This is a genomic window from Cupriavidus sp. CP313, from assembly GCF_054072015.1.
Genome location: NZ_JBSVZB010000038.1, coordinates 14,240 through 36,361 on the forward strand (window position 1 = coordinate 14,240; position 22,122 = coordinate 36,361).

The 22,122-nt window shown below is 64.3% G+C and carries 21 protein-coding genes and 3 pseudogenes; 14 read left to right on the top strand and 10 right to left on the bottom strand.

All coding sequences use genetic code 11. The features are described from left to right. Positions 1 to 112 precede the first annotated feature (112 nt). A pseudogene (locus ACW4E8_RS34600) lies at positions 113 to 634 on the bottom strand (transposase); the annotation flags it as partial. A 106-nt stretch (positions 635 to 740) separates the two neighbouring features. On the opposite strand from ACW4E8_RS34600, the gene ACW4E8_RS34605 reads away from it, so the two are divergent. Next, positions 741 to 1,094: a hypothetical protein gene (locus ACW4E8_RS34605; RefSeq protein WP_456808623.1), complete on the top strand. Its 354-nt coding sequence runs from the start codon at positions 741 to 743 to the stop codon at positions 1,092 to 1,094. Positions 1,095 to 1,310: 216 nt separating this feature from the next. Here the strand turns inward: ACW4E8_RS34605 and ACW4E8_RS34610 are convergent. The 4 genes and pseudogenes from ACW4E8_RS34610 to ACW4E8_RS34625 form a co-directional block, all read right to left on the bottom strand. Beyond that, positions 1,311 to 1,519, bottom strand: a pseudogene (locus tag ACW4E8_RS34610) (3-carboxy-cis,cis-muconate cycloisomerase); the annotation flags it as partial. Next, complete coding sequence (locus tag ACW4E8_RS34615; protein WP_456808680.1) at positions 1,520 to 1,723, bottom strand: hypothetical protein; 204 nt, start codon at positions 1,721 to 1,723, stop codon at positions 1,520 to 1,522. Next, a pseudogene (locus ACW4E8_RS34620) lies at positions 1,644 to 2,756 on the bottom strand (FAD-binding and (Fe-S)-binding domain-containing protein); the annotation flags it as partial. The gene ACW4E8_RS34615 and the pseudogene ACW4E8_RS34620, both read right to left, overlap by 80 nt. 41 nt (positions 2,757 to 2,797) lie before the next feature. Beyond that, entirely contained in the window at positions 2,798 to 4,183 is a 1,386-nt protein-coding gene (locus ACW4E8_RS34625; protein ID WP_456808624.1) for a dihydrolipoyl dehydrogenase, read from the bottom strand. Positions 4,184 to 4,369: 186 nt separating this feature from the next. Here ACW4E8_RS34625 and ACW4E8_RS34630 point away from each other — a divergent pair, with 186 nt between their 5' ends. Beyond that, positions 4,370 to 5,314 (top strand): cupin domain-containing protein, encoded by a 945-nt coding sequence (locus tag ACW4E8_RS34630; protein WP_456808625.1) that lies wholly within the window; start codon positions 4,370 to 4,372, stop codon positions 5,312 to 5,314. Between the two features lie 13 nt (positions 5,315 to 5,327). Here ACW4E8_RS34630 and ACW4E8_RS34635 read toward each other — a convergent pair whose 3' ends face one another. The 5 genes from ACW4E8_RS34635 to ACW4E8_RS34655 are packed head-to-tail and all read right to left on the bottom strand — an operon-like array spanning position 5,328 to position 8,637. Next, positions 5,328 to 5,963 carry a DUF1109 domain-containing protein gene (locus ACW4E8_RS34635; RefSeq protein ID WP_456808626.1) on the bottom strand — a complete coding sequence of 212 codons (636 nt, stop codon included), beginning with the start codon at positions 5,961 to 5,963 and terminating at the stop codon, positions 5,328 to 5,330. Further along, positions 5,953 to 6,636, bottom strand: coding sequence for a sigma-70 family RNA polymerase sigma factor (locus tag ACW4E8_RS34640; RefSeq protein ID WP_456808627.1), 684 nt, complete (start codon positions 6,634 to 6,636; stop codon positions 5,953 to 5,955). Before ACW4E8_RS34640 ends, ACW4E8_RS34635 begins: the two co-directional genes overlap by 11 nt. Next, complete coding sequence (locus ACW4E8_RS34645; protein WP_456808628.1) at positions 6,633 to 7,394, bottom strand: HvfC/BufC N-terminal domain-containing protein; 762 nt, start codon at positions 7,392 to 7,394, stop codon at positions 6,633 to 6,635. Before ACW4E8_RS34645 ends, ACW4E8_RS34640 begins: the two co-directional genes overlap by 4 nt. Continuing rightward, the gene (gene bufB / locus ACW4E8_RS34650) at positions 7,391 to 8,281 is read right to left on the bottom strand and encodes an MNIO family bufferin maturase (RefSeq protein ID WP_456808629.1); all 891 of its coding nucleotides are present in this window, start codon (positions 8,279 to 8,281) and stop codon (positions 7,391 to 7,393) included. Before bufB ends, ACW4E8_RS34645 begins: the two co-directional genes overlap by 4 nt. Positions 8,282 to 8,334: 53 nt before the next feature. Next, the gene (locus tag ACW4E8_RS34655) at positions 8,335 to 8,637 is read right to left on the bottom strand and encodes a BufA1 family periplasmic bufferin-type metallophore (protein WP_456808630.1); all 303 of its coding nucleotides are present in this window, start codon (positions 8,635 to 8,637) and stop codon (positions 8,335 to 8,337) included. Between the two features lie 187 nt (positions 8,638 to 8,824). On the opposite strand from ACW4E8_RS34655, the gene arsS reads away from it, so the two are divergent. The 12 genes from arsS (at position 8,825) to mrdA (ending at position 22,096) form a co-directional block, all read left to right on the top strand. Further along, a complete protein-coding gene (gene arsS, locus ACW4E8_RS34660; protein ID WP_456808631.1) occupies positions 8,825 to 9,844 on the top strand; it encodes an arsenosugar biosynthesis radical SAM (seleno)protein ArsS in 1,020 nt (339 codons plus the stop codon). Then, positions 9,844 to 12,009: an FAD-dependent oxidoreductase gene (locus ACW4E8_RS34665; protein WP_456808632.1), complete on the top strand. Its 2,166-nt coding sequence runs from the start codon at positions 9,844 to 9,846 to the stop codon at positions 12,007 to 12,009. Before arsS ends, ACW4E8_RS34665 begins: the two co-directional genes overlap by 1 nt. After that, a complete protein-coding gene (locus tag ACW4E8_RS34670) occupies positions 12,006 to 12,833 on the top strand; it encodes a DUF547 domain-containing protein (RefSeq protein WP_456808633.1) in 828 nt (275 codons plus the stop codon). Before ACW4E8_RS34665 ends, ACW4E8_RS34670 begins: the two co-directional genes overlap by 4 nt. Beyond that, entirely contained in the window at positions 12,830 to 13,507 is a 678-nt protein-coding gene (locus ACW4E8_RS34675; protein ID WP_456808634.1) for a TIGR04283 family arsenosugar biosynthesis glycosyltransferase, read from the top strand. The genes ACW4E8_RS34670 and ACW4E8_RS34675 overlap by 4 nt, the downstream gene beginning before the upstream one ends. Further along, positions 13,504 to 14,112, top strand: a complete 609-nt coding sequence (locus ACW4E8_RS34680) for a TIGR04282 family arsenosugar biosynthesis glycosyltransferase (RefSeq protein WP_456808635.1) — start codon at positions 13,504 to 13,506, stop codon at positions 14,110 to 14,112. The genes ACW4E8_RS34675 and ACW4E8_RS34680 overlap by 4 nt, the downstream gene beginning before the upstream one ends. Beyond that, entirely contained in the window at positions 14,109 to 15,275 is a 1,167-nt protein-coding gene (locus tag ACW4E8_RS34685) for an FAD-dependent oxidoreductase (RefSeq protein ID WP_456808636.1), read from the top strand. Before ACW4E8_RS34680 ends, ACW4E8_RS34685 begins: the two co-directional genes overlap by 4 nt. Next, positions 15,272 to 16,183, top strand: a complete 912-nt coding sequence (locus ACW4E8_RS34690; RefSeq protein ID WP_456808637.1) for a phosphate/phosphite/phosphonate ABC transporter substrate-binding protein — start codon at positions 15,272 to 15,274, stop codon at positions 16,181 to 16,183. Before ACW4E8_RS34685 ends, ACW4E8_RS34690 begins: the two co-directional genes overlap by 4 nt. A 16-nt stretch (positions 16,184 to 16,199) precedes the next feature. After that, positions 16,200 to 17,111 (top strand): phosphonate ABC transporter, permease protein PhnE, encoded by a 912-nt coding sequence (gene phnE / locus ACW4E8_RS34695; protein ID WP_456808638.1) that lies wholly within the window; start codon positions 16,200 to 16,202, stop codon positions 17,109 to 17,111. Continuing rightward, entirely contained in the window at positions 17,098 to 17,877 is a 780-nt protein-coding gene (locus tag ACW4E8_RS34700) for a phosphonate ABC transporter ATP-binding protein (RefSeq protein ID WP_456808639.1), read from the top strand. The genes phnE and ACW4E8_RS34700 overlap by 14 nt, the downstream gene beginning before the upstream one ends. Continuing rightward, positions 17,874 to 18,890: a metallophosphoesterase family protein gene (locus ACW4E8_RS34705; protein ID WP_456808640.1), complete on the top strand. Its 1,017-nt coding sequence runs from the start codon at positions 17,874 to 17,876 to the stop codon at positions 18,888 to 18,890. The genes ACW4E8_RS34700 and ACW4E8_RS34705 overlap by 4 nt, the downstream gene beginning before the upstream one ends. Positions 18,891 to 18,893: 3 nt before the next feature. Then, positions 18,894 to 19,739, top strand: a complete 846-nt coding sequence (locus tag ACW4E8_RS34710) for an S-methyl-5'-thioinosine phosphorylase (RefSeq protein ID WP_456808641.1) — start codon at positions 18,894 to 18,896, stop codon at positions 19,737 to 19,739. A 149-nt stretch (positions 19,740 to 19,888) separates the two neighbouring features. Continuing rightward, on the top strand, positions 19,889 to 22,096 hold the full coding sequence (gene mrdA, locus ACW4E8_RS34715; protein ID WP_456808642.1) for a penicillin-binding protein 2: 2,208 nt from the start codon (positions 19,889 to 19,891) through the stop codon (positions 22,094 to 22,096). Positions 22,097 to 22,122: the final 26 nt, after the last annotated feature.

Below are 22,122 nucleotides of genomic sequence, written 5' to 3' on the forward strand. Positions count from 1 at the left end.
AACATCTACTTGAATGAGATTGACTGGATGTTCGACGAGATTCGACGCAAGACGGCACAAGGCCCTTACGAGGCCGTGAACTATCACCGCTTTGCTGACGATATCGTTGACCACTCTCAGTATCCTTGCTGGCGATCCTCACCAGCATCACGAACCGGGTCTGAAGTTCGACGAGAGGTTGCAATCTGGCTGTTGGCGCTGCCGAACAGTAGGTCACCTTCCCAGTGCCCGGGTATCGCGCGATCCTCAGCCGTGGCAGGGCGTTCACTGATCGATACGGCGTCACAGATGTTCCGGCGGTCGTCAGTCTTCATTGTGTAATGGCGCGACCGACGCATGGCTCGAGAACGCCGTAGGTGTTCCAGAAGTTGCCACCATTTCGCCTGATCTCCCGGCTGATGGTAGATGGAGCCCGCCCGAGCCGGGCTGCAACTGAACGGATCGAGCGGCCAGCAATCACTGAGCGCGAGATCTCCTCTCGTTCGGCAAGCTTCAACGCCAGCCTGGAGCGGTGTCGTTGTGCTGGCTGTATTCCGCCTGTTTCCGCCAGGATTCCCTGTACCGACGAGTGGTTCCGATCGAACAGCCGGGCAATCTGATGAAGCGTTTCACCCTTCCGCCAGCGCTCCCACATCAACGCCTTCTGGGTTTCCGTGTATTAGATCCGCCGCCTTTGTTTCATTTGCAACACCCCCGCCCACACAGCCTTTGGTGTGTTGCATCCACCGGTTGATTCCACAATGCTCAACAGTGAGATTCGTTCGTTGAGCCAACCGCGCGCGGCGCTGCTGGCCTTCGGCGTGGCCGCGCTGGCGTATAACGTGCTGAGCGTGATTGCGACTACGGTGAGAATCCGCCATGAACTGGATACCAGTGATATCGAACTCTCGCCGTATTACCTGGCCAGCGAAATCCGGGCAACTTATGCCGGCATGATGATCGCAGTGCCGCCCGAGGTGTGGCAGGCCTATGACCTCCTCACCCCAGCTCAGCTCGGTCGCGAGTTGATACGCACGTTGATCCTCGCGCGATGCGCAAACATACGCGGGGACCGAAAGCGCCTAGGAAGAAAGGCTATGTGGCCAGATGCGTAGCACGGCGGCATGTTTCTACCGCCCGTGTCATCAAGGCTGGAGGTGTCGTTTAATCGCCTTGAAAGGGTTGCACATAGGGGCGCCACGCGTCTTTATCGTCGGCCGCCGGCGGCAAGGTTGTGCTGGAGTCTCTCGAAATAGTGCGCTGCGCCCTTCCGCCCTTCAGCGGGATGCCGGATGCATGTGCAAAGTATCTTCGTCCGCCTGAGGCGCACCTCAGGCGGCAGGTTGCCTGGACAGGGCGATGGCGCGGTGACCATCTCTGGCACAAGATCTAGGTAGTAGTTGGCCGGATCGGTCATGCGATCGATGGTGGCGCGGTCGGAGTGGGGCGTGACCTCGGGCAGTGCAACGAGCGCGTCGGCCAGCGTGCCGCCGTGCTCGTTGATGGTGCGGCAGGCGTCGTAGACCACGTCAGGCGCCTGCTAGCCCCAGTGCACGTGGCGCCCGGCCTCGCCCCACATCGCCACAAGCTGGTGCACCAGCGGCTGGATCGGAAAGCCGACAATGTCGGTTTCCTCGCGCACGTGGTCGAAGTCGAAGTAAGAACGGCCGACCGCAACAGAGGTTGCGGGACGGCGGCAAGGTCGGTGCGAAGCCGGCATGGTGCAGTACTTCGGCAGCGGCATGGGCGATCTCCGCATAGAAATGTTCGGCGAAGGTGTCCACCCACAAGACCACGCGCGGGAGGCTCTTGCCCGTATCGGCCTTCGCGCTCGCCGAACTGCCAGCCTCAAAGCTCTTGCGGAACGGTGTGGGAGCAAGTGCCGGCAACTCCCGGCTGGAGGCCACGCCCGTCACGCGATTCGCGATGGCGCGCAAGACCGGACGTCTGTGTGAAGAAATTGGCAAGCCGGGGCAAGCGTGCGGCAATTGGCGTCCAATCGCCGATCCTTCCCATGAATAACGGCCTGCCTGGGGCGGCGGCGGCCTTCGTAGTAGTGCGACAGGAATTCAGCCTTGTAGGCTGCCATGTCGACGTGCGTAGGGCAGTCGCTACGGCATCCCTTGCAGGAGAGGCACGTATCCAACGCCTCCTTCACCGCCTCGCTCTTCCACCCGTCGGCGATCACCTCACCGTGCAGCATCTCCCAGAACAGCCGCGAGCGGCCGCGCATCGAGTAGCGCTCCTCGCGGGTCACGCGATAGCTGGTGCACATGGTGTTGCCCTTCTACGTGCGGCATCGCCCCATGCCGACGCAGCGCTCCACCGCCCCACTGCATGCTGTCACCCTCGGCGCTGCGCAAGGCCAGCTTGGTCTGCAACGTCACGATCTTGTACTCGGGGCCCGCGCGCAGGTTCTCGTCCATCCGGTTGGCATGCACGACCTTGCCCGGGTTCAGGCGATTGTACGGATCCCAGATGGCCTTGAAGCGTTCCATGGCTGCCATCAGCTCGGGGCCGAACATGATGGGCAGGAACTCGGCCTTGGCTTGTCCGTCGCCGTGCTCGCCCGACAGCGAGCCGCCGTATTGCACGACCAGCTCGTCCGCTTCGCGGGTAATAGCGCGCCACTGCGCGATGCCTTCATTGCTCGACAACCGGAAGGTGATGCGCGAATGGACGCATCCATGACCAAAATGTCCGAACAGCGAAGTCTTGTAGCCGTAGCGGTCCACCAGCGCCTGGAACGCGCGCAGATAGTCTCCCAGCCGCGCGGGAACGCTTGACGTCCTGTGATGGCCCCAATCCGAGGATGCCGTCATAGCTTGGCGGCCGCATCCCGAAGTGCTGTCCGCAGGCCCTCTTCCACGACCGGATGATAGAACGGGATCGCAAGCATCTGCGCTATGGTCAGACCCTGCTGGTACGACCATGCCAGCAGGTGCGCGATATTCTCGGCGCGCGGCCCGGTCCATTCGGCACCGAGGAAGTGGCCAGTAGCCTTATCTGCATAGACGTGCATCAGACCGCGGTTCTTCACCATCACGCGGCTGCGCCCCTGGTCCTCGAAGCTGACCTCTCCTGTGACAAACGTGTCCATGTTCAGGGCAGCGTAGCGCAGGCCAACCATGGCGATCTGCGGGTCCGAGAACACGATTGCCAGCGGCGCGCGGCGCATAAGCGGCTTCACAGCCGGCCACGCAGCGGCGTTCTCGCCGGCAAGCCTTCCTTCGTCGGCCGCCTCGTGCAGCAGCGGAAGGACATTGTTGGCATCGCCCGCAATGAATATGGGCGCATCGCCCCACTGCAACGTTTCAGGATCATAGAGCGGAACGCCGCGCGCATCGAGCGCCAGGCCCGTGCGATCGAGGGCCAGTCCTTTCAGATTGGGCTGTCGTCCGGTGGCGGCCAGCACGTACTCGAAGCGCTCGGTCAGGGTACTGCCGTCTCGGTGGACATAGGTGATCACCGCTTCGTCGCCCTCTCGCCGCATGTCCATGACGCGCGCGCCAGGATCCAGATAGAACTCCCTGTTGAAGCTCCGTTCGGCATAGGCCCGGACCTCAGGATCCGTCAGCGCGGCCAGCGAACCGCTCTGGCCGAACACACGAACCCGCACGCCAAGCCGTGACAGCGCCTGCCCCAATTCCAGCCCGATCACGCCCGGGCCGAACACGGCCACGCTAGCAGGCAAGTCTTCCCATGCGAAGACGTCGTCGTTGACGATCAGCCGATCCCCAAACACCTTGAACTGCGGTGTCACGACTGGACTTGACCCGGTGGCGATCACCACCCGGCTTGCGCGCACCACAGTATGATCGTCCACCTGCAAGACCGAGTTGTCGACAAAGGCAGCGTAACCACGGATGCGATCTGCCTCCGGGATATTCTCCACGCCCTGCACGACAAAGCCGACAAAGCGGTCGCGTTCGCGGCGTACGCGAGCCATGACCTCGCGACCGTCAATGCGGACGCCTCCGTCCACATGCACACCGAATTCGGCTGTGTGCCGTGCCTCGTGCGCAACCTCCGCCGCGGCGATCAACAGCTTCGACGGCATGCAGCCCACGCGGGCACAGGTGGTCCCATACGCGCCGCCTTCGATCACAACTGCACGCTTTCCTGCCGCGACGGCGGCGCGATATGCCGCGAGTCCCGCGGTACCGGCACCAATGACCGCAACATCGGTTTGAATCGTCTTCATAGTGTCTGAATAGAGAAGGACGCCATCCGTCCGTTGCATCCAGTGTATGTACGACCCTCTCCGCCATTGATGCCTGAATGCTCATGAATTTGCCCGTCCGGCTCATCTCCGCACCAGCACAATGCGGATCGAAGTAGCATAGAATGATGCACATTATTGCCAGAACGTCTCAACGGTACCGCGACCATGGATACGCTTAGCGCGCTGGTACAAATGCTCGCCCCCTCGGGGACGGTCGATCTTCGATGCCGTATTGCAGCGCCGTGGACCGCTGCGCAAAGCGCGGCTCCGGCAGGCCATATCCCCTACCATGTCATCCTGCAGGGAGAGGCGCACATTGATCGTGCCGGCGGTCCCATTCGCCTTCGGCCCGGCGATATCGTTTCGTTTCCGCACGGTGCAGCGCACTACATTCACTTCAGTGGCGGGGCCCGCGGCCGGGCCGCGGTAGCCCGCACAGAAACGAGCTTCAATGGGGTCCTCAACGAGGTAACGCTGGCGGCGGATGCTGCCCTTCTTGAACCGAGCCTCGACATGCTTTGCGGAACGTTCGTGTTGGGCGCGCCCGGTATGGCGCTCCTGCGCACATTGCCCGGCGTCATGAAAGTCGGTACATCGGACGAGAACGACAGTGGATGGCTGCGCAGCCTGATCGCCATGATCCGTGCAGAAGCAGAGGTGCCCCAGCCGGGGGGCGCGGCCATCATCACGGAGTTATCCACGGCGCTGTTTACGATTCTGCTTCGCACGGTCATCGCCAGGGGCGGGCTATCGCAAAGCGTGCTTGCGCTGATGGCGGACGCCCGCGTGTCCAAGGCCATTCATGCCGTCATTACTGCACCTGAGCAGTCATGGACGATAGATAAGCTGGCGGCTATCGCCAGCATGTCGAGGCCAACGCTGGCGCGGCGCTTCGCTGATCTGGGCGGCATGACACCGCTGGAGTTCGTGACACGCCTGCGCATGGAGCGCGCCGCCAGCATGCTGGCGGATGGAAGACTCCCGATTGCGAACGTGGGAGAGGCGTGTGGATACAGTTCCCCGGCGGCGTTTTCGCGGATCTTCAAACAGCAGTTTGGCGTTGTGCCACGCGTTTACCGTCAGCAATCCGAGCGAGCCGTGGGACGGTAGCGGACCCGTGCATTCACCACCACAGGACGCGTCGTCCCAACATCGCCCCCAGCAGCGCGGTCAGGCAGATACCGATCGAATACCATACCGCAACGAACACTGCGGAGCCTTCCGGGCACGCCAGCGCATAGCCGAAGGCCCCCACGCAACCGGCCAGGAGTCCCGCAGCAAATCCAGCCCCCCGCAACCGGGTGGGTGCCAGGCCGCGGACCGCCCAGAGCGTGCCAGCCAATGCGGGCAGTGAGAAGCCCAGCACCATGATCGGGCACTCGAACCAGGTCTTGCCGAGCACCGCTGCAACCCGCTCCCCGTGGGGCGTTGCCAATACCGAGTTCAGGCCAAGGAACGCCATGGCGCAGACCACCAGCAACAATGCTAGACAAGGTGCGGCTATCCGAGGTAGTGGCCGGGCAAGCCGGGCCGTCAGCCATCCCGCGGCAATCGCGAGCGCCGATGCGTATATGAGTTTGATCCACGGCGCAGCGGCTGCGAACATCGGACCTTCCACGGGTCCCAGTAAGACAAGTGCCAGCGCGCAGCTGAATAGCAGCCCCAGGGCAACGGCCGGAACCAGCCGCCGGGCGGCGACAACGACCGGCGCGGGACCGGCATCACGGGCAAGCATTTCGATCAGCGCTTCAGTTTTCATTGGACTCACCTTTGACCAGTGCGGCCAGTCGCTTGAGGCCGCGGTGCACTTGAACCTTGATCGCCGATTCGGACGCGCCGGTCCGCTTTGCCGCCTCGGCCACCGACATCCCCTCGACCTTCGTCAGAAGGATGGCCTCACGCTGGGGGAGCGACAGCTCCTGGAGCAATTTTTCGAGGTCCCGTCGCGCCTCGCCCTCTTGCGGGGGGGCGGCAAGATCGGCCTCGTCCACGTCATCCAGGGTGTCATGCAGATCCTCTCGCCTGCCACGCCGACGCCAGAGGTCCGCCAGCTTGTGGCGCGCGATCGCCAGGACCCACGCACCGACCGGAAATGACGGGTCATAGGTGCCGCGCTGCAGATGCAGTGCAAGTAGCGTTTCCTGCACCAGGTCCTCTACGTCATCCGGCACGCCTTTCATGCGGAAACGCAGATAGCAGCGCAGTCGGTCGGCAATACGCTCCAACGCGTCCCGATAGGCTGCCTCGTCTCCTGCCTGAGCGCGCAGCCACAGCGGCTTCACGCCGGATTCGAAAGCGTTCTGCGTAACCTCATCAGGCATTTCGGCGGCGCCCTCGCTTTGGTTACATCGGCCCGAGTCGGTACCGGCAACCCGTTGATAGGAAGAAACGCCCATGATAGTGGGAATCGCCATCGCGCTGGTGCCACTCATGAAACGATTGCGCCGTTGCGGATCAGGGTGGCCAGTGCAGTTGCCAGATCGAGGCCGGATGCGCCCCCTGCCAACTCGCTCATTGTCCGACCGTTTCCGATGGCCTCGATGACGCCCGCTGTCGGCACGGGAACCGGCAATACAGTCACCGTCTCGTCCTGACGCATGACAATCGCCGCCTCCTCTGATTCCAGCACGATTGCGCCAAAAGCCGAATCCTCTTCAGTCTGATGCGCCGACCACACGGAAACCACAGCGTAAGGCGAACGCATCAACGTCAGTGAGGGATGCAGCGTGAGGCGCAGATTCGCCAGCCCGACAGGATCCCTGAGCGCCGCCCCCAGCATGTCGGTCGCCAGTGGTTCCGCGTCCGCCGCATGGAGCGCACGCAAGCGCGCCCACTCCAGGCGCGCCATGTCGGCAAGGTAAGGGAGCGACATCGCGGGGTGGAATCCGGCGATCCAGGCGCCGAAGCCGCTGCCGTACTCCGCCATCACTGGTGACCGCGGGGGATGCTGCTGGGCGAAGTGCCACGCCATGGCACGAAAGAACGCCTCCCCGACAAGTTGCTGCACAACCGGAAAGCCCGAGGCCAGGGCATCGACGAACGAAACGATGACGTTGTTCCGATAGACGGCGAAGCGGCTGTCCGCCGCAGGCCCTTTCCACACCGAGGCGTCGCCCGGCATGCTCAGCGAAGGGGCAAGCAGGGCCTCCGCCATCTCGCGTTGCGACGGATACATTGGCGCGCCGTTCATGCCGTCCGCCTCGACAATGACGGTGTACCGGGGCCCTGCCTCTCGCAACCGGCTTGCACCAAACGCGCCCGGGCCGCTTCATCCTCCAGTACACACAAGGATGGCACGTCGTTGTCACGCTCGATGAGCGTAGGCACCGGGCCCAGTCGCCCCATCGTGTATTGGTACAGGCGCCACACGTCGTCGTCCACGGCGCAGCCATGGGAATCAATCAGCAATCGCCCGCCGGCCGCATCACGATCCTCGGCGAAACCGGCAAGATGCACCTCGCAGATCGCCTCTGCGGTTAACGCGTGGATCAACCCACGCGGATCGCGGTGGTGATTGACCGCGCCGACATAGGCGTTGTTGACGTCAAGCAATAGCCCGCAGCCAGTTCGGTCCACGACCTTGGCGAGAAACTCTCCTTCGCTCATCGACGAGCATTGGTATTCGAGGTACGTGGCGGGGTTCTCAAGAAGCATGCGACGCCCCAGACGATGCTGGACGTGATCGACATGCTCGCACACGCGCTGCAGTGTCCTGTCGTCATACGGCAGTGGCAGCAAGTCGTTGAGCCAGATCCCGCCGTGGGATGACCACGCCAGGTGTTCGGAGAACCAGCGTGGCTGAAAGCGGTCCAGCAAGCTCGCCAACCGCTCCAGATGGCCTTCATCAAGCGGGTCCTCTCCCCCGATGGAAAGGCCCACACCATGAATGGACAGCGGCCAGCGCTCCCGTACCTGTTCCAGGTGCTTCAGGAAAGGACCACCGGCCACCATGTAATTCTCGGCGTGCACCTCGAAGAAGTCGACCGCCGCCCCCCGCCGGAGTACCTCACTGACGTGGGCAGCCTTCAGGCCGATACCAGCCGTTGGCGCGCAGCCACGGTTGGCGCTGGCTCTCATGATGCAGGACGGCGGAGTTTGGGATCGACAGGCGGCGGGGAACACGCCTGGAATCAGGACTTTTCCTGGAACGGCTGCAGTTGACCAAATCCGGTTTCGGATGTCTTCGAGGCAATCTTGAGGCAGGTGCCTTTGGGAACCACCTTGTAGGCGTTGCCCTGGTGGTCGCGCTTCGAGGAACCGGCACACGTCGTGCCAGGTCCCGCAGCGCAATCATTCATGCCCTTCTTCGCGACGCCGAAGCATGCCTCCTTGTCGGCGGGTTGTGCATTGGCAGGCGAACTGGACAGCGTCAGTGCCATACCGAGGGCGAGCGCGAGTGCTGCGACGGAGGTCGGGTGAGTGGTGTTCGACATGGGTGGCCTCTTATTCAGTTGGTCAGGTGCTTCAGGGTGGCGCGGTCGCATGGTGACCGATCGACACGCCCCACCAATTCGCTCGCGCCCAGCAAAAGGTTACAAGGTCCGCCCAAAATATCGCGCCCCCCTGCCCGAGGTGGCTGTAACCAATTCGGGAGCGCCGGCGAATTGGCCGGAGACGGGCATGGTTAGCCCGAAGGAACAGCTCATGCACCCCACCCTTCCATTGCTCGTGACCACCGACTTCCCGGCGGTGCGCCGCGATCGCCTCGATACCCTGCAAGTGAATCTGGGCTACAGGTGCAACCAGAGCTGCCTGCACTGCCACGTGAATGCCGGCCCGAACCGGATCGAGATGATGGATGCGGACACGGTCGGGCTCGTCGTACAGGTACTTTATGCACGTCAGGTCAGGACGCTGGATCTGACCGGTGGCGCCCCCGAGCTGTCCGAGCATTTCCGTGACCTGGTCCGCGAGGCAAGGACGTTGGGCGTGAGGGTCATCGACCGCTGCAACCTAACCATCCTCTCCGAACCAGGCATGGAGACGCTTGCTGATTTCCTCGCCGGGGAAGGTGTGGAAGTGACCGCCTCACTGCCGTGCTACTCGCCGGCCAATGTGGACCGCCAGCGTGGAGACGGTGTCTTCCACCGGAGCATCGCCGGCCTGCGTGCGCTGAATGACCTGGGCTATGGCAAGGAAGGCAGCGGACTCGTGCTCAATCTCGTCTACAACCCCCAGGGCGCTGCGCTGCCCCCTGCCCAGGGCAAACTGGAAGACGATTACAAGCGCGAGCTGCTGCTGCATTTCGGCATCCGCTTCAATAGTCTATTCGCGGTCGCGAATATGCCGATCCAGCGCTTTGGCAGCACGCTCGTCAGCAAAGGGACATTCCGCGACTACATGGCGCTGCTGCGCGATGCCTTTCGCGAGGAGAACCTCGACACGGTCATGTGCCGAAGCCTGATCAGCGTGGATTGGCAGGGAGATCTGTACGACTGCGACTTCAACCAGATGCTCGCTCTGCGCGCCCGCCTCGGTGGCCTGACGCGGCCGCAGCTACGCGATCTGCTCGATCACGATCCAGCCAGTGAAGCCATTCGCATCGCGGATCACTGCTACGGCTGCACTGCAGGGCAGGGGAGCGGTTGCGGCGGAGCGTTGGCCGCCACAGCCGCTGCCGCCCCGACGGGAGGCGTGTGATGGCCGCTTCCCCGAGGCAGGCGCCATGGATCGGCGTGGCCGTGGCCGCCATCCTCTGCATCGCGGCATATTGGCACTTCGAACTCGGCAATGTGCTGACGCTCGACCATCTGAAGGAAAGTCGCGACACGCTGGCGGCCGCTTACCGCGACCAGCCGTTGCCGACGCTGATTGCCTTCTTTGCGCTGTATGTTGCAGCCGCGGCGCTGTCCATTCCGGGTGCGGCGATCCTGACGCTCGGAGCCGGGGCGATGTTCGGCCTTGGCCCGGGCATGCTGGTCACGTCGTTTGCCTCGAGCCTCGGCGCGCTGCTTGCGTTCCTGGCCTCGCGCTATCTCCTGCGCGCTCCGGTTCAGGCTCGCTTCGGCCAGTCTCTTGCAGCCATCAACGAGGGGATTCGGAAGGACGGCGTCCTTTACCTGCTGACACTGCGCCTGGTGCCGGTATTCCCGTTCTGGCTGATCAACCTTCTGATGGGCCTCGCGCCCATCAACGCCGGCACGTTCTACCTCGTCAGCCAGGCCGGCATGCTTGCCGGCACGGCGGTCTATGTCAATGCGGGAACGCAGCTCGCTGCCATTCAGTCCATGGACGACATTTTGTCGCCGAAGTTGTTGGCCAGCTTTCTGCTGCTGGGCGCTTTCCCCATGGTAGCCAAGGCGTGCGCGGCGTGGCGGCGGCGCCGCACGCTGTATGCGAAGTGGAAGGCGCCGGCGACCTACGAGCGAAACCTTGTGGTCATCGGTGCCGGCGCCGGTGGTCTCGTCTCCGCATACATCGCCGCCGCGGTAAAGGCCCAGGTGACCCTGATCGAAGCCCACAGAATGGGCGGCGACTGCCTTAACACAGGCTGCGTGCCGAGCAAAGCGCTGATCCGCTCTGCCAAACTGGCCAGGCAGTTGAAGACCGCGGAGCGATTTGGATTCAGGAACATCAACGTCGACGTCGACTTTGCGGCGGTGATGCGGCGCTTGCAAGGTGTGATCCATGATATCGAACCCCACGATTCGATGGAGCGCTACCGCGCGCTTGGCGTGGACGTTCTCCACGGTCACGCCCGCATTGTCGACCCCTGGCGCGTTCAGGTAACGCTTGCAGGGGGCACCGTGCGGACGATCACCACACGCAGCATCGTGATCGCCGCTGGCGCCAGTCCGGTCGTGCCGCCGATTCCCGGGATCGACGACACCGGCTATCTGACCAGTGACACGGTCTGGGGACTCACGCAATTGCCGCGGCGGCTCGTCGTGCTCGGCGGCGGTCCGATCGGTTGCGAGCTGGCGCAGAGTTTTGCCCGGCTGGGCGCGCAGGTCACGCAACTGGAGGTGGCGCCGCGGATACTGATGCGCGAAGACCCGGACGTGTCGGCGCTGGTGGACGGCGCGCTACGGGAAGACGGCATCAATATCCTGACCGGGCATCTGCCAATCAGGGCCGAGGTCGTTGAGGGGCAGAAGCGTCTAATCGCGCGAAACACTGATGGCGAAGTTGCGGTGGAATTCGACCAACTTCTTTGTGCGGTGGGGCGAACACCCCGTGTCACCGGATACGGACTGGAAGAGCTCGGAATTCCGCTGACAGATGGCAACACCATAGAGACCAATGCCTACTTGCAAACGCTGTATCCCAATATCTACGCTGTAGGCGACGTAACCGGACCGTTCCAGTTCACCCACGCGGCGGCTCACCAGGCGTGGTACGCCGCGGTCAATGCGCTCTTTGGCCGCTTCCGGAAGTTCAAGGCCGACTACTCCGTGATTCCATGGACCACCTTCACCGAGCCTGAGGTATCGCGCGCCGGCCTCTCGGAGACTGAGGCGAGCAAGCAAGGCATCGCCTATGAAGTTACCCGTTATGCGCTCGACGACCTTGATCGTGCGATCGCCGATGGCAACGCGCACGGCTTCGTCAAGGTGTTGACCGTACCGGACAAAGATAGGATTCTCGGCGTGACCATCGTGGGCGCCCATGCCGGCGACCTGCTCGCGGAGTACGTGCTGGCCATGAAGCACGGGATCGGCCTCAACAAGATCCTCGGCACCATCCATGCTTACCCCACGCTGGCAGAGGCGAACAAGCATGCCGCGGGGGCGTGGAAGCGGGCACACGCACCGCAGCGCCTGCTTGCATGGGTGGCGCGCTATCACGCATGGGAGCGCGCATGAGATCGGACCGCCGCCGCGTGCTGCGCGCTGGTGTTGGCGCTGCTGCTATCGCAGTGGCGCCCCGGACATTCGCCGAGGCCTTCGATCCCGCACACGGTGCCTGGACGACGCTGTTGAACAAATACGTTGTCCTGCTCCGCGGCGGCCAGGCGTCCCAGGTGAACTATGCAGGGTTCGCTTCTGAACGCGTGGCGCTGAGGGACTATCTGGACAACTTGTCAGCCGTGACAGGGAAGGCCTTCGCACGCTTCGGCAAAGCCCAGCAGCAAGCTTTCCTCATCAACGCCTACAACGCGTTCACGATCGAGCTCGTTCTGACCAGGTACCCCAACCTGAAGTCCATCAAGGAACTTGGTGGCCTGCTCTCCAGCGCTTGGAAGCCAACGTGGATTCCGCTGCTGGGAGCCATGGTCTCGCTCGACAACATCGAGCACGACATGCTGCGCGCGCGAGGTCGCTATGACGACTGGCGCGTGCATTTTGCCGTCAACTGTGCCTCGGTCGGCTGCCCGATGCTACGCGAGGAAGCGTACGTCGCAGAGCGGCTCGACGCGCAACTCGAGCAGCAGACGATGCGTTACATGAGCGACCGCACGCGTAATCGCTTCGACGGTCATCGTGGCCGGATCGCGCTATCGAAGCTCTTCGACTGGTACGGCGAGGATTTCCGTCTCGGATTTGGTGGCATCGGCTCGCTGTCCGGCTTTGCCGCCCGGTACGCCGCCTTGCTCACGGACTCGCCTGCCGACCGCATGCGGATCCGCAGCGAATCGCTTCCGATTGCCTTTCTCGACTACGACTGGGCGCTCAACGATATCCAATGAAACCCAGGCTTTCCATCATCATCCCGGCGCTGAATGAAGCCGCCGGTATTGCCGATACGCTCCGCGAACTGACGCCCTTGCGCGCGCGCGGGGTCGAAGTGATTGTCGTGGATGGCGGTAGCGAGGACGACACGCGCGACTTGTCCGCTCCACTTGCCGATAGGCTCGTGAAGGCACCGAGGGGCCGCGCACGGCAACTCAACGACGGCGCGGCCCACGCGAGCGGGGAGACACTGCTGTTCCTGCACGCCGACACCCTTCTGCCGGAACGCGCCGATACCCTGTTGCTGGCGGCCGTTGGACGAGGCGCCATCTGGGGGCGATTCGATGTGCGGATCGCCGGGCGGGCGAAATCGCTTCGTATCGTGGCCGCCATGATGAATTTGCGCTCCCGTCTGAGCGGCATCGCCACGGGGGACCAGGCAATATTCGTCCGCCGTGCGTGGTTCGAACGGATTGGTGGGTTTCCGGACCAGCCACTGATGGAGGACATAGCGCTTTCGCAGCGCCTTCGCGCCATCGCGCGACCTGCCTGCCTGGCGCCACGCGTCACGACCTCCGGGCGACGCTGGGAAAGCCGCGGCGTGTGGAGAACCATCCTGCTGATGTGGCACCTTCGCTGGCGTTACTGGCGGGGCGAATCCCCTGATGCGCTGGCCGAGGCGTATCGATGACCACCGCCCTGTTGATTTTTGCCAAGGCCCCCGTCGCCGGGCTGGCCAAAACCCGTCTCGCCCCCGCACTGGGTGCGGACGGCGCGGCCGCGCTGGCGGAACGTCTGCTGGAGCATTGCGTGGCACAAGCCGCGTCCGCGGGCTTCGACCACATTGAGCTCTGCACGGCTCCGGATGCCAGCCACCCTGCGTTCCGGCGGCTCGCGGAACGCTTCGGCTTGACGCTTGGCGTGCAAGGCCATGGCGATCTCGGGGCGCGCATGACTCGCGCAATGTCGAGAACGCTTGCCAGGCACCCGCGCGTCCTGCTGATCGGAACCGATGCGCCGATGCTCGGACCGGCGCGGCTATCCGAGGCGGCGCTGGCGCTGCGCCAACATGACGCGGTCTTTGTCCCCGCCCTGGACGGCGGATACGCCCTGGTCGGCCTGCGCCGCCCGGCGCATGCCCTCTTTGAAGGCATGCGGTGGAGCACGGCTGAAGTGATGGCGCAGACCCGAACGCGCGCAAAGGCGGCTGGATTGCATTGGGTGGAGCTGGAACCGGTGATGGACATCGATGAGCCAGCGGACCTCGCTCATCTTCCGGCCGGGTGGCTGCCATGAAGAGACTTGTGCTCGTCGGCGCCGGCCACGCCCACGCGCAGGTACTGCGCCATTGGATTGACCGACCACTGGCGGGCGTGGACCTCGTCGTGGTATCCCCCATAGCGCTGGCGCCCTATTCCGGCATGGTCCCGGGGTGGATCGCCGGCACTTACGATTTTGACGATCTCTGCATCAATTTCCGGGCCCTCGCCGCTGCGGCGGGAGCGAGCTTCGTGCAATCCGAGCTGGAATGCCTGGCTCCGCGTGACCGGCGTCTATCCCTGACGTCCGGCGCCAACCTCCCCTACGACCTTCTGTCGCTCAACGTGGGGGCCACACTCACGCCTCCGATGCCGGATGCCGGCACCATCCTGCCGCTGCGTCCGCTTTCATTGCTGCGTGAGCGCTGGGACGAAGTCATGGAGCGCTGGCGAGGTTCGCGCAGCACGCGGCCATTCTCGGTCACGGCGGTCGGTGGCGGCGCCGCCGGCGTCGAGTCCCTGCTGGCGGTGCTGTCCCGCCTGCGCATAGAGCGCCCGGACCGGGTGGTTCGCGGCACGCTGGTGACGCGCAGCCAAACTCTGCTTCCGCGCCTTGCACCCGCCGCCGTGCGTGCCGCGCAGCGGGCGCTCCAGCGGGCTGGGGTCACGGTCCGGCATGGTGCCACCTGGGAAGACACGATCGATGCAGGCAACGATCTCGTGCTGTGGGCGACCGGCGCCGAGCCGCACCATTGGCAGCGCGACGCGAAGCGGCGCGGTGGCCTGGCGGCGACCGCGCAAGGCTACATACGCGTCGACACGCTGCTGCGCTCGGTCTCGCACTCCGAGGTGTATGCCGCGGGCGACTGCGCCGAATGGGTCGATCCGTTGCCGAAAGCCGGCGTCTACGCGGTGCGCATGGGGCAGGCGCTCGACCGGAATCTGCGCTCGGTGCTGGGCCATGGAACTGCCGCGCCGTATCGACCCCAGAACCGCGTGCTTGCGCTGCTGGACATCGGAGACGGGCGTGCGATCGCTTCCCGCGGCAGCGTCGGCTTCGAGGGCGGCTGGGTGCGGAAGTGGAAAGACCACATCGACCGCCGCTTCCTGCGCCGCTTCGCCAGTGCTGCCCAATCCACGCTGTCGGCAGCCGCGGTTTCACCCAAGTTCGACCCACCTTCAGCAGGAGCTCCGCAATGACTCGACTCACCCGACGCGCCGCCACACTCGGCGCCATATCCGCCCTGGCGCTGGCCGCGCTCGGCTTCGCGGGCACCGCGACTGCACAGGCGCAAGCCGCGCCATTGAAATTCGGCGTCGGCTTGTTCCAACCGGACAAGGAGCGTAACGATGCGACTTATCGCCCGCTGGCGGAGCACCTTTCGCGGCGCCTGGGCCGGCCGGTGGAACTGCGTACCGTGGATAGCTGGGAAGGACTGGCGAAGTCACTGGCAAGCGGCGAGACCGACATTGCGCTGATAGGACCCTGGGGATACGTGCTGGCCAATCACGTTTCGGGCGCGCAAGTCGTCTCGACTATCCTCTACGACGGCAAGCCCGACTACTTCGCCATAATCGTCACGCACCCGGACTCCGGCCTGAACACCATCCAGGACCTGCTCGGGCCCAAGGGCAAAGGTCGGTCGTTCGCCTTCGGCGACAAGGGCTCGACCTCTGGCTACCTTATCCCCCTGCACTACTTCCTGCAGCAGGGGTTGGATCCGGAACGCCACTTCGGTCGCGTCCTCTTCACCAAGCATCAGGCCATCCAGACACAGGTCACCGCCGGACAGCTCGATGCCGGCGCGGATTACAACCGCAATCGCAATGCGATGATCGAGCAGGGCCTGATCAAGGCAGACCGCAGCAAGATCGTCTGGCAATCCGAGCCGCTACCGAATGACGCCGTCGCTGTCAGCGAAGCGCTGTTCAAGGACAAGGCCTTCGTCAAGCGCTTGCAGGACGCGCTGGGGGAAGTGGGACCGCTGCTGAAAACCCAACCCGGCTTGCTGCCCGCGCACTATACGGGCTTCGTATCCAAGGACGATGGCTTTTATAAGCCGATCCGGGATGCGGGCCTTGCCACTGGCAAGCTGAGCACCAGGTGACCCGGGAACAGGGGAAATGACGGCACTCGTTCATCGCTCCGGGCGGGATGGCAATCCCGGCCGCCTGCGCTTCCTTGCGGTGGCAGCGTCCTACCTTGTCATTGTGGGGCTCTGCGTGGGCACGCTCGCCGCCGCCGGCGACCTGTCCCTGGGGCGCAGCCCCTGGCACAACCTGATGAAGTCGTTGGCGGACTTCGGGCATCCGAGCTTCCTCGATGTCTGGCTGGGACCGGAACGCCTCGAGTATCGGAGCGAAGACGGGACGCTGCTGCGCGCGGAGAATCGGCGCGCGACCGAGCTGGAATTTCTGTGGGCACTTGGGCGGGCCACCTGGACCACGTTCCAGATTGCCACGCTAGGTTCGCTGCTCGCGGCAGTGCTGGCGCTGCCCCTGGCGCTGCTCAGCGCCCGCAACCTGAACGCGCCACGCCTGCTGGCATGGGCCACCACCGGCGTACTCGATATCGCCCGTGCCGTGCACACCCTGGTCTTTGGGCTGGTGCTGGTCGGCATCGTCGGGCTGGGCCCCACGGCGGGTGTGCTGGCCATCGCGCTGCACTCGCTGGGCACCTACGGCAAGCTTTACGCCGAGAGCATCGAGACGCTAGACATGAGCGCGGTGGACGCGGTGCGTGCCACCGGGGCCACGCCCTCCCAGGTGTTCTTCAGCGCGGTATGGCCGTCGGTACTGCCGCAGTTCATCAGCAACCATCTCTACGTTTGGGAGTTCAATATCCGCGACTCAACCATCCTTGGCCTGATTGGGGCGGGTGGCCTCGGTCTTCTGATCTCGGAGGCGGTAAGCCTCTTCCAGTGGAGTCGGCTGGCGACGATCCTGCTGATCGTGGTCGCACTCGTCACGGCGTTCGACGCGCTATCGCGCCGCATCCGGCAGGGACTGATCGGGGGACTCAATGGCCCGACCTGACATCCTGGTACAAGACCTTGTGGTAAAAGCAGGCGGCCGGACGTTACTGTACGTTCCCGAACTCACCATCTATCGTGGCGAGCGCGTGGCGCTTGTCGGGCCCAATGGCGCTGGCAAAAGCACGCTGCTCAGAGCGCTCGGGGGCTTCATTGCTCCCGCCCAGGGCCGGCTCTCGGTGCTGGACCGGTCATTCGGTCCCGGCGTACCGCGAACCCTGGGCCGCTCGGATTGGCGTTTCTTGCGGGCCGAAATCGGGCAACTCCTGCAAGGACTTCACCTTGTGCCTCGCCTTACTGCCCGCGAGAACGTAATCCTGGGCGCCTTGGCGCAGCCCGGCCAGATACCACTCTGGCGAAGCTGGGTCCGCCTGTATCCGGCAAGCGTCCAGCAGAAGGCCGACGCCGCGCTGTCATCGCTCGGCCTCGCCGATCGCGCCGGCACGCTGGCCGGCCGGCTCTCCGGCGGCGAGCGCCAGAAGGTCAGTCTCGCACGTCTTCAGTTGCAGCAGCCCCGGCTGATTCTCGCAGACGAGCCCACTTCGGCGCTGGATCCCGGCGCCACAGCGCAAGCCTGCACCGCGTTGCGGGTTGCTGCGGAATCGGCCACCCTCGTCACCGTGGTGCACAACGCCAGCCTCATTCCACTGCTGGCGGAGCGGGTCATCGGTCTGGCGGGGGGACGGATCGTCTTCGATGGCAGCCCTGCCGAAGCGTGCGCCGAACGCCTCGGCCGGATCTACGCAGGCACTGAGCCCCAAGCAGCATGACCCTGGACGACCCACTCATTCATTTGACCGAAAGCACGCGCGACGCTCCGCGCGCAGCCGAGCCGGGACGCGCCTGCCCCCTGCACTACCAATATGGCCCTCAGGTATTCGCGCGCAACGCACCTAGCGATTTGAGCGACCTGGAGGTGCTGTATGTCGTCGGCGGTCTTTATGGCAACGAACTGGCGCTGCACGAGGTGCTGAGGCTTTTCGAGCGTGAACAGGGCTGCAAGCGCCTCGTGTTCAATGGCGACTTCCATTGGTTCGATGCGGCGCCCGATACGTTTGCCCGGATCCAGCGGGAAGTCCTTGCGCACACCTGCCTGCGTGGCAATGTCGAGACGGAACTGTCGGACGACACCTCCTCGGACGCCGCGGGTTGCGGCTGTGCGTACCCGGAATGGGTTAGTGACGGCGTTGTCACACGGTCGAACCACATCCTGCAACGACTACGCGGTGCGACGACGCCAGCCCAACGATCCGAGCTCTCGGCCTTGCCGATGTGGCTACGGGCGGATGTGGGCGATATGCGGTTGGGCCTGGTGCACGGCGACGCGCAGTCGCTGGCAGGCTGGGGCTTCGCGCAGGAGCATATGCGTGAGCCCGGGCATCGTGACCGGGCTCGTGGCTGGTTCCGTGCTGCTGATGTCGACGCGTTCGCCTGCACGCACACCTGTCTCCCTGTTTTTCAGGCGCTGAACACTTCCGGCCTTCCTGGCCGCCACTGGATCCTAAATAACGGCGCCGCAGGCATGCCCAATTTCCGCGATGATGGAGCCGGACTGCTAACCCGCGTGGCATTGCGGCCGCTCGCCGGACGTGAGCGGAGATTTGGCGTCCGGCAAGGCAACGTGTTCATGGATGCGATCGCCCTGCAAGTCGACATTGCCGAGGTTCGGCGTCGATTCCTGCATCAATGGCCAGAGGCCAGTGATGCCAATATTTCCTACTACCAGCGCATCGTACAGGGACCTGAATATACCCTGGACGAGGCAATTCGTTTGGAAGACTAATTCATGCTAGCCATCATTGGAGGCACCGGCCTCTACGACCTCCCTGGATTGACGATTGATCAGCGCATCGCCGATGCGACGCCGTTCGGCGTTCCTTCCGGCGACATCTTGCTCGGGCGCCTCCACGGTCAGGATGTGCTGTTCCTCGCCCGTCATGGATCGGGCCACCGCCTTTTGCCGCATGAGGTCAACTACCGCGCAAATGTCTTCGCGCTAAAGAAGTCGGGGGCTACGATGCTGCTGGGCTTCTCGGCAGTCGGTAGCCTGCAGCAGGAACTGGAACCGGGAGACCTGGCGATGCCGGAACAGTACTTCGACTGGACGCGCGGCCATCGCGAGCGGACCTTCTTTGGCAATGGCGTCGCAGCACATGTGTCCACCGCAAAACCCGTCAGTGCGCAGCTCGGCAATGCCGTGGAAGCCGCCGCCGGGCGCATTGGTGTCGCCGTGCATCGTGGCCTCACATACGGCTGTGTCGAAGGCCCGCGCCTTGGCACACAGGCGGAGAGCCGGTTCCTTCGCCAGGCGGGATGTCATCTCGTAGGTATGACAAACGTTCCCGAGGTATTCTTGGCCCGGGAAGCCCAATTAGCATATGCGACCGTCGGCCTCGTCACCGACTACGACTGCTGGCTCGAGGATCCCGCCCAGCATGTCAGCGTCGCCTCCATCTTCGAACTCTATGGGCAGACTCTGCGGAAGGCCGGCCGGGTGCTGGAGGCGCTGCTGAGCGCGCCGCTGCCGACCGCCGAAGACGAGTCCCGATCTGCCCTGCAAAACGCCATGCTCACCCCGGATGCTGCTTTGACAGAGGCACAGAGGGGTTGGCTCGAAGTGCTACGGCGCTAGGCGTCAGCATCTTCGTTGTGGCACTGACTGCGTCCTGCGCCGGCGCTGATTCCAACGCCGGTCGCTGCTGGCGCCGCAATGGCGTTCGGCCGACGTCGACGAAACGCGGCCGATCTAGCCGCGTGCCACGCCTTTTCCCTGGCAGTACCATGACCGAAATCCGCAACGTCGAACTGGAACTCGGGCGCTTCCGCATTCGTGTGGCGGCCGCGGCGCTGTTCGTCGTGATCCTGTTCTCCCTGCTGTTCGCCCGCTTCGCGTGGCTGCAATGGGTCAAGCACGACCAGTATTCCGCCAAGGCGGAGGACAACCGCATCTCGGTAGCGCCGATCGAGCCCAACCGCGGCATCATCATGGACCGCAACGGCATCGTGCTGGCGCGCAACTACTCGGCCTACACGCTGGAAATCACCCCGTCCAAGCTCGACGACACGCTGGACAACACCCTCGACGCGCTGTCCGGGCTGGTCGATATCCAGCCGCGCGACCGGCGCCGCTTCAAGCGGCTGATGGAAGAGTCGCGCAGCTTCGAGAGCCTGCCGTTGCACAGCCAGCTGAGCGACGAGGAAGTGGCGCGCTTTTCCGCGCAGCGCTTCCGCTTTCCCGGCGTGGACGTACGCGCCCGCCTGTTCCGCCAGTACCCGCTGGGCGAATCGGCTTCGCACGTGGTGGGTTATATCGGCCGCATCTCGCAGCGCGACCAGGAACGCATCGAGGCGATGGACACGGCCAACGATGCCGACGGCTCCACCTACGATGCGCGCCGCGATGCCGACAACTACAAGGGCACCAACTACATCGGCAAGATCGGTATCGAGCAGAGCTACGAGTCCGAACTGCACGGGCTGACTGGCATCGAGGAAGTGGAGGTGAGCGCGGGCGGTCGCCCCATCCGCACGCTGTCCACCGCGCCCGCCACGCCGGGCAATAACCTGATCCTGTCGCTCGACATCCGCCTGCAGCAGCTGGCCGAGGCGCTGTTCGGCGACCGCCGCGGCGCGCTGGTGGCGATCGAGCCGCAGACCGGCGACATCCTCGCCTTCGCGTCCAAACCGACCTATGACCCCAACCTGTTCGTCGAGGGCATCGACACCAGCACCTGGAACGAACTGAGCGTCTCCCCGGACAAGCCGCTCCTGAACCGCCCGCTGCGCGGCACCTATCCGCCCGGCTCGACCTACAAGCCGTTTATGGCGCTGGCGGCGCTGACCACCGGCAAGCGGACCGCTGCATGGGGCATGCACGACCCCGGCTTCTTCACGCTTGGCAACCACACCTTCCGCGATAACAAGCCGGGCGGCCATGGCTGGGTCGATATGCATGCCTCCATCATGCTGTCCAGCGACACCTACTACTACGCGCTGGCGCGCGATATGGGCGTCGACGCCATCCACGACTTCATGAAGCCGCTCGGCTTCGGGCAGCTCACCGGCATCGACATCGAAGGCGAAAGCCGCGGCATCCTGCCGTCCACCGACTGGAAGCGACGCGCGTACCGCAAGCCCGAGCAGCAGAAATGGTATGACGGCGAAACCATCTCGCTCGGCATCGGGCAGGGCTACAACAGCTTCACCATCCTGCAGCTTGCCCAGGCCACCTCGGTGATCGTCAATGGCGGCGTGGTGATGAAACCCCACCTGGTCAAGGCGGTCGAGGATGCGCGCACGCGCCAGCGCATCGAGACAGCGCCCAAGGAAAGCTACCGCCTGCCGTTCAAGCAAGCCGACATCGACGTGATCAAGCGAGCCATGGTAGCGGTGACACACTCTGGCACCGCGGCGCGCGCCTTCGCCGGCGCCGCCTACGAGTCCGCCGGCAAGACCGGCACCGCGCAGACGTACTCCCTGTCCAAGGGCGAGAAATACGACCATCGGAGACTGATCGAGCACAAGCGCGACCATGCCCTCTACACCGCCTTTGCGCCCTCCGACAAGCCGCGCATCGCCATTGCGCTGATCGTCGAGAACGCCGGCTTCGGCGCCCAGCACGCCGCCCCGATCGCGCGCAAGGTGATGGACTACTATCTGCTCGGCAAGTGGCCTGAGGAACTGGCCGGGATCGCCCCGCCAGCTTACGAGCGGGTCAGCGGCGTGTCGCCGGCCGATACGCCAAGCGTGTCCACCACCGGCCGGACCGCCACCATCGCAAGCTCAACGGCGATGGGCACGAGCGATGCGGCGCCAGTACTCGACCCGATCGCTATCCCGCCTGCCCTGGCGGTGCAGACACCCGAGGAACTGCTGATGCGGGCGCTCAGACATGGCCCGCAGCCGCCAACACCAGTTTCCGCCCCCACCCTGCCGGCTCACACTGGAGGCAAAGCCCGGCGACAAGCCGGTCGCCGGCGGCCGGCGTGAGCGCCAACACACCAGCCCACGATGAA

Bases quoted from the DNA above. Each gene is read 5' to 3' on its own strand.
- ACW4E8_RS34705 (WP_456808640.1), top strand. From the start codon at position 17,874: ATGACCCTGGACGACCCACTCATTCATTTGACCGAAAGCACGCGCGAC.
- ACW4E8_RS34700 (WP_456808639.1), top strand. From the start codon at position 17,098: ATGGCCCGACCTGACATCCTGGTACAAGACCTTGTGGTAAAAGCAGGC.
- ACW4E8_RS34605 (WP_456808623.1), top strand. From the start codon at position 741: ATGCTCAACAGTGAGATTCGTTCGTTGAGCCAACCGCGCGCGGCGCTG.
- ACW4E8_RS34710 (WP_456808641.1), top strand. From the start codon at position 18,894: ATGCTAGCCATCATTGGAGGCACCGGCCTCTACGACCTCCCTGGATTG.
- ACW4E8_RS34665 (WP_456808632.1), top strand. From the start codon at position 9,844: ATGGCCGCTTCCCCGAGGCAGGCGCCATGGATCGGCGTGGCCGTGGCC.
- phnE (WP_456808638.1), top strand. From the start codon at position 16,200: ATGACGGCACTCGTTCATCGCTCCGGGCGGGATGGCAATCCCGGCCGC.
- ACW4E8_RS34625 (WP_456808624.1), bottom strand. From the start codon at position 4,183: ATGAAGACGATTCAAACCGATGTTGCGGTCATTGGTGCCGGTACCGCG.
- ACW4E8_RS34675 (WP_456808634.1), top strand. From the start codon at position 12,830: ATGAAACCCAGGCTTTCCATCATCATCCCGGCGCTGAATGAAGCCGCC.
- ACW4E8_RS34685 (WP_456808636.1), top strand. From the start codon at position 14,109: ATGAAGAGACTTGTGCTCGTCGGCGCCGGCCACGCCCACGCGCAGGTA.
- ACW4E8_RS34615 (WP_456808680.1), bottom strand. From the start codon at position 1,723: ATGCCGCTGCCGAAGTACTGCACCATGCCGGCTTCGCACCGACCTTGC.
- ACW4E8_RS34635 (WP_456808626.1), bottom strand. From the start codon at position 5,963: ATGAAAACTGAAGCGCTGATCGAAATGCTTGCCCGTGATGCCGGTCCC.
- ACW4E8_RS34640 (WP_456808627.1), bottom strand. From the start codon at position 6,636: ATGAGTGGCACCAGCGCGATGGCGATTCCCACTATCATGGGCGTTTCT.
- bufB (WP_456808629.1), bottom strand. From the start codon at position 8,281: ATGAGAGCCAGCGCCAACCGTGGCTGCGCGCCAACGGCTGGTATCGGC.
- ACW4E8_RS34670 (WP_456808633.1), top strand. From the start codon at position 12,006: ATGAGATCGGACCGCCGCCGCGTGCTGCGCGCTGGTGTTGGCGCTGCT.
- ACW4E8_RS34680 (WP_456808635.1), top strand. From the start codon at position 13,504: ATGACCACCGCCCTGTTGATTTTTGCCAAGGCCCCCGTCGCCGGGCTG.
- mrdA (WP_456808642.1), top strand. From the start codon at position 19,889: ATGACCGAAATCCGCAACGTCGAACTGGAACTCGGGCGCTTCCGCATT.
- ACW4E8_RS34645 (WP_456808628.1), bottom strand. From the start codon at position 7,394: ATGAACGGCGCGCCAATGTATCCGTCGCAACGCGAGATGGCGGAGGCC.
- ACW4E8_RS34655 (WP_456808630.1), bottom strand. From the start codon at position 8,637: ATGTCGAACACCACTCACCCGACCTCCGTCGCAGCACTCGCGCTCGCC.
- ACW4E8_RS34630 (WP_456808625.1), top strand. From the start codon at position 4,370: ATGGATACGCTTAGCGCGCTGGTACAAATGCTCGCCCCCTCGGGGACG.
- ACW4E8_RS34690 (WP_456808637.1), top strand. From the start codon at position 15,272: ATGACTCGACTCACCCGACGCGCCGCCACACTCGGCGCCATATCCGCC.
- arsS (WP_456808631.1), top strand. From the start codon at position 8,825: ATGGTTAGCCCGAAGGAACAGCTCATGCACCCCACCCTTCCATTGCTC.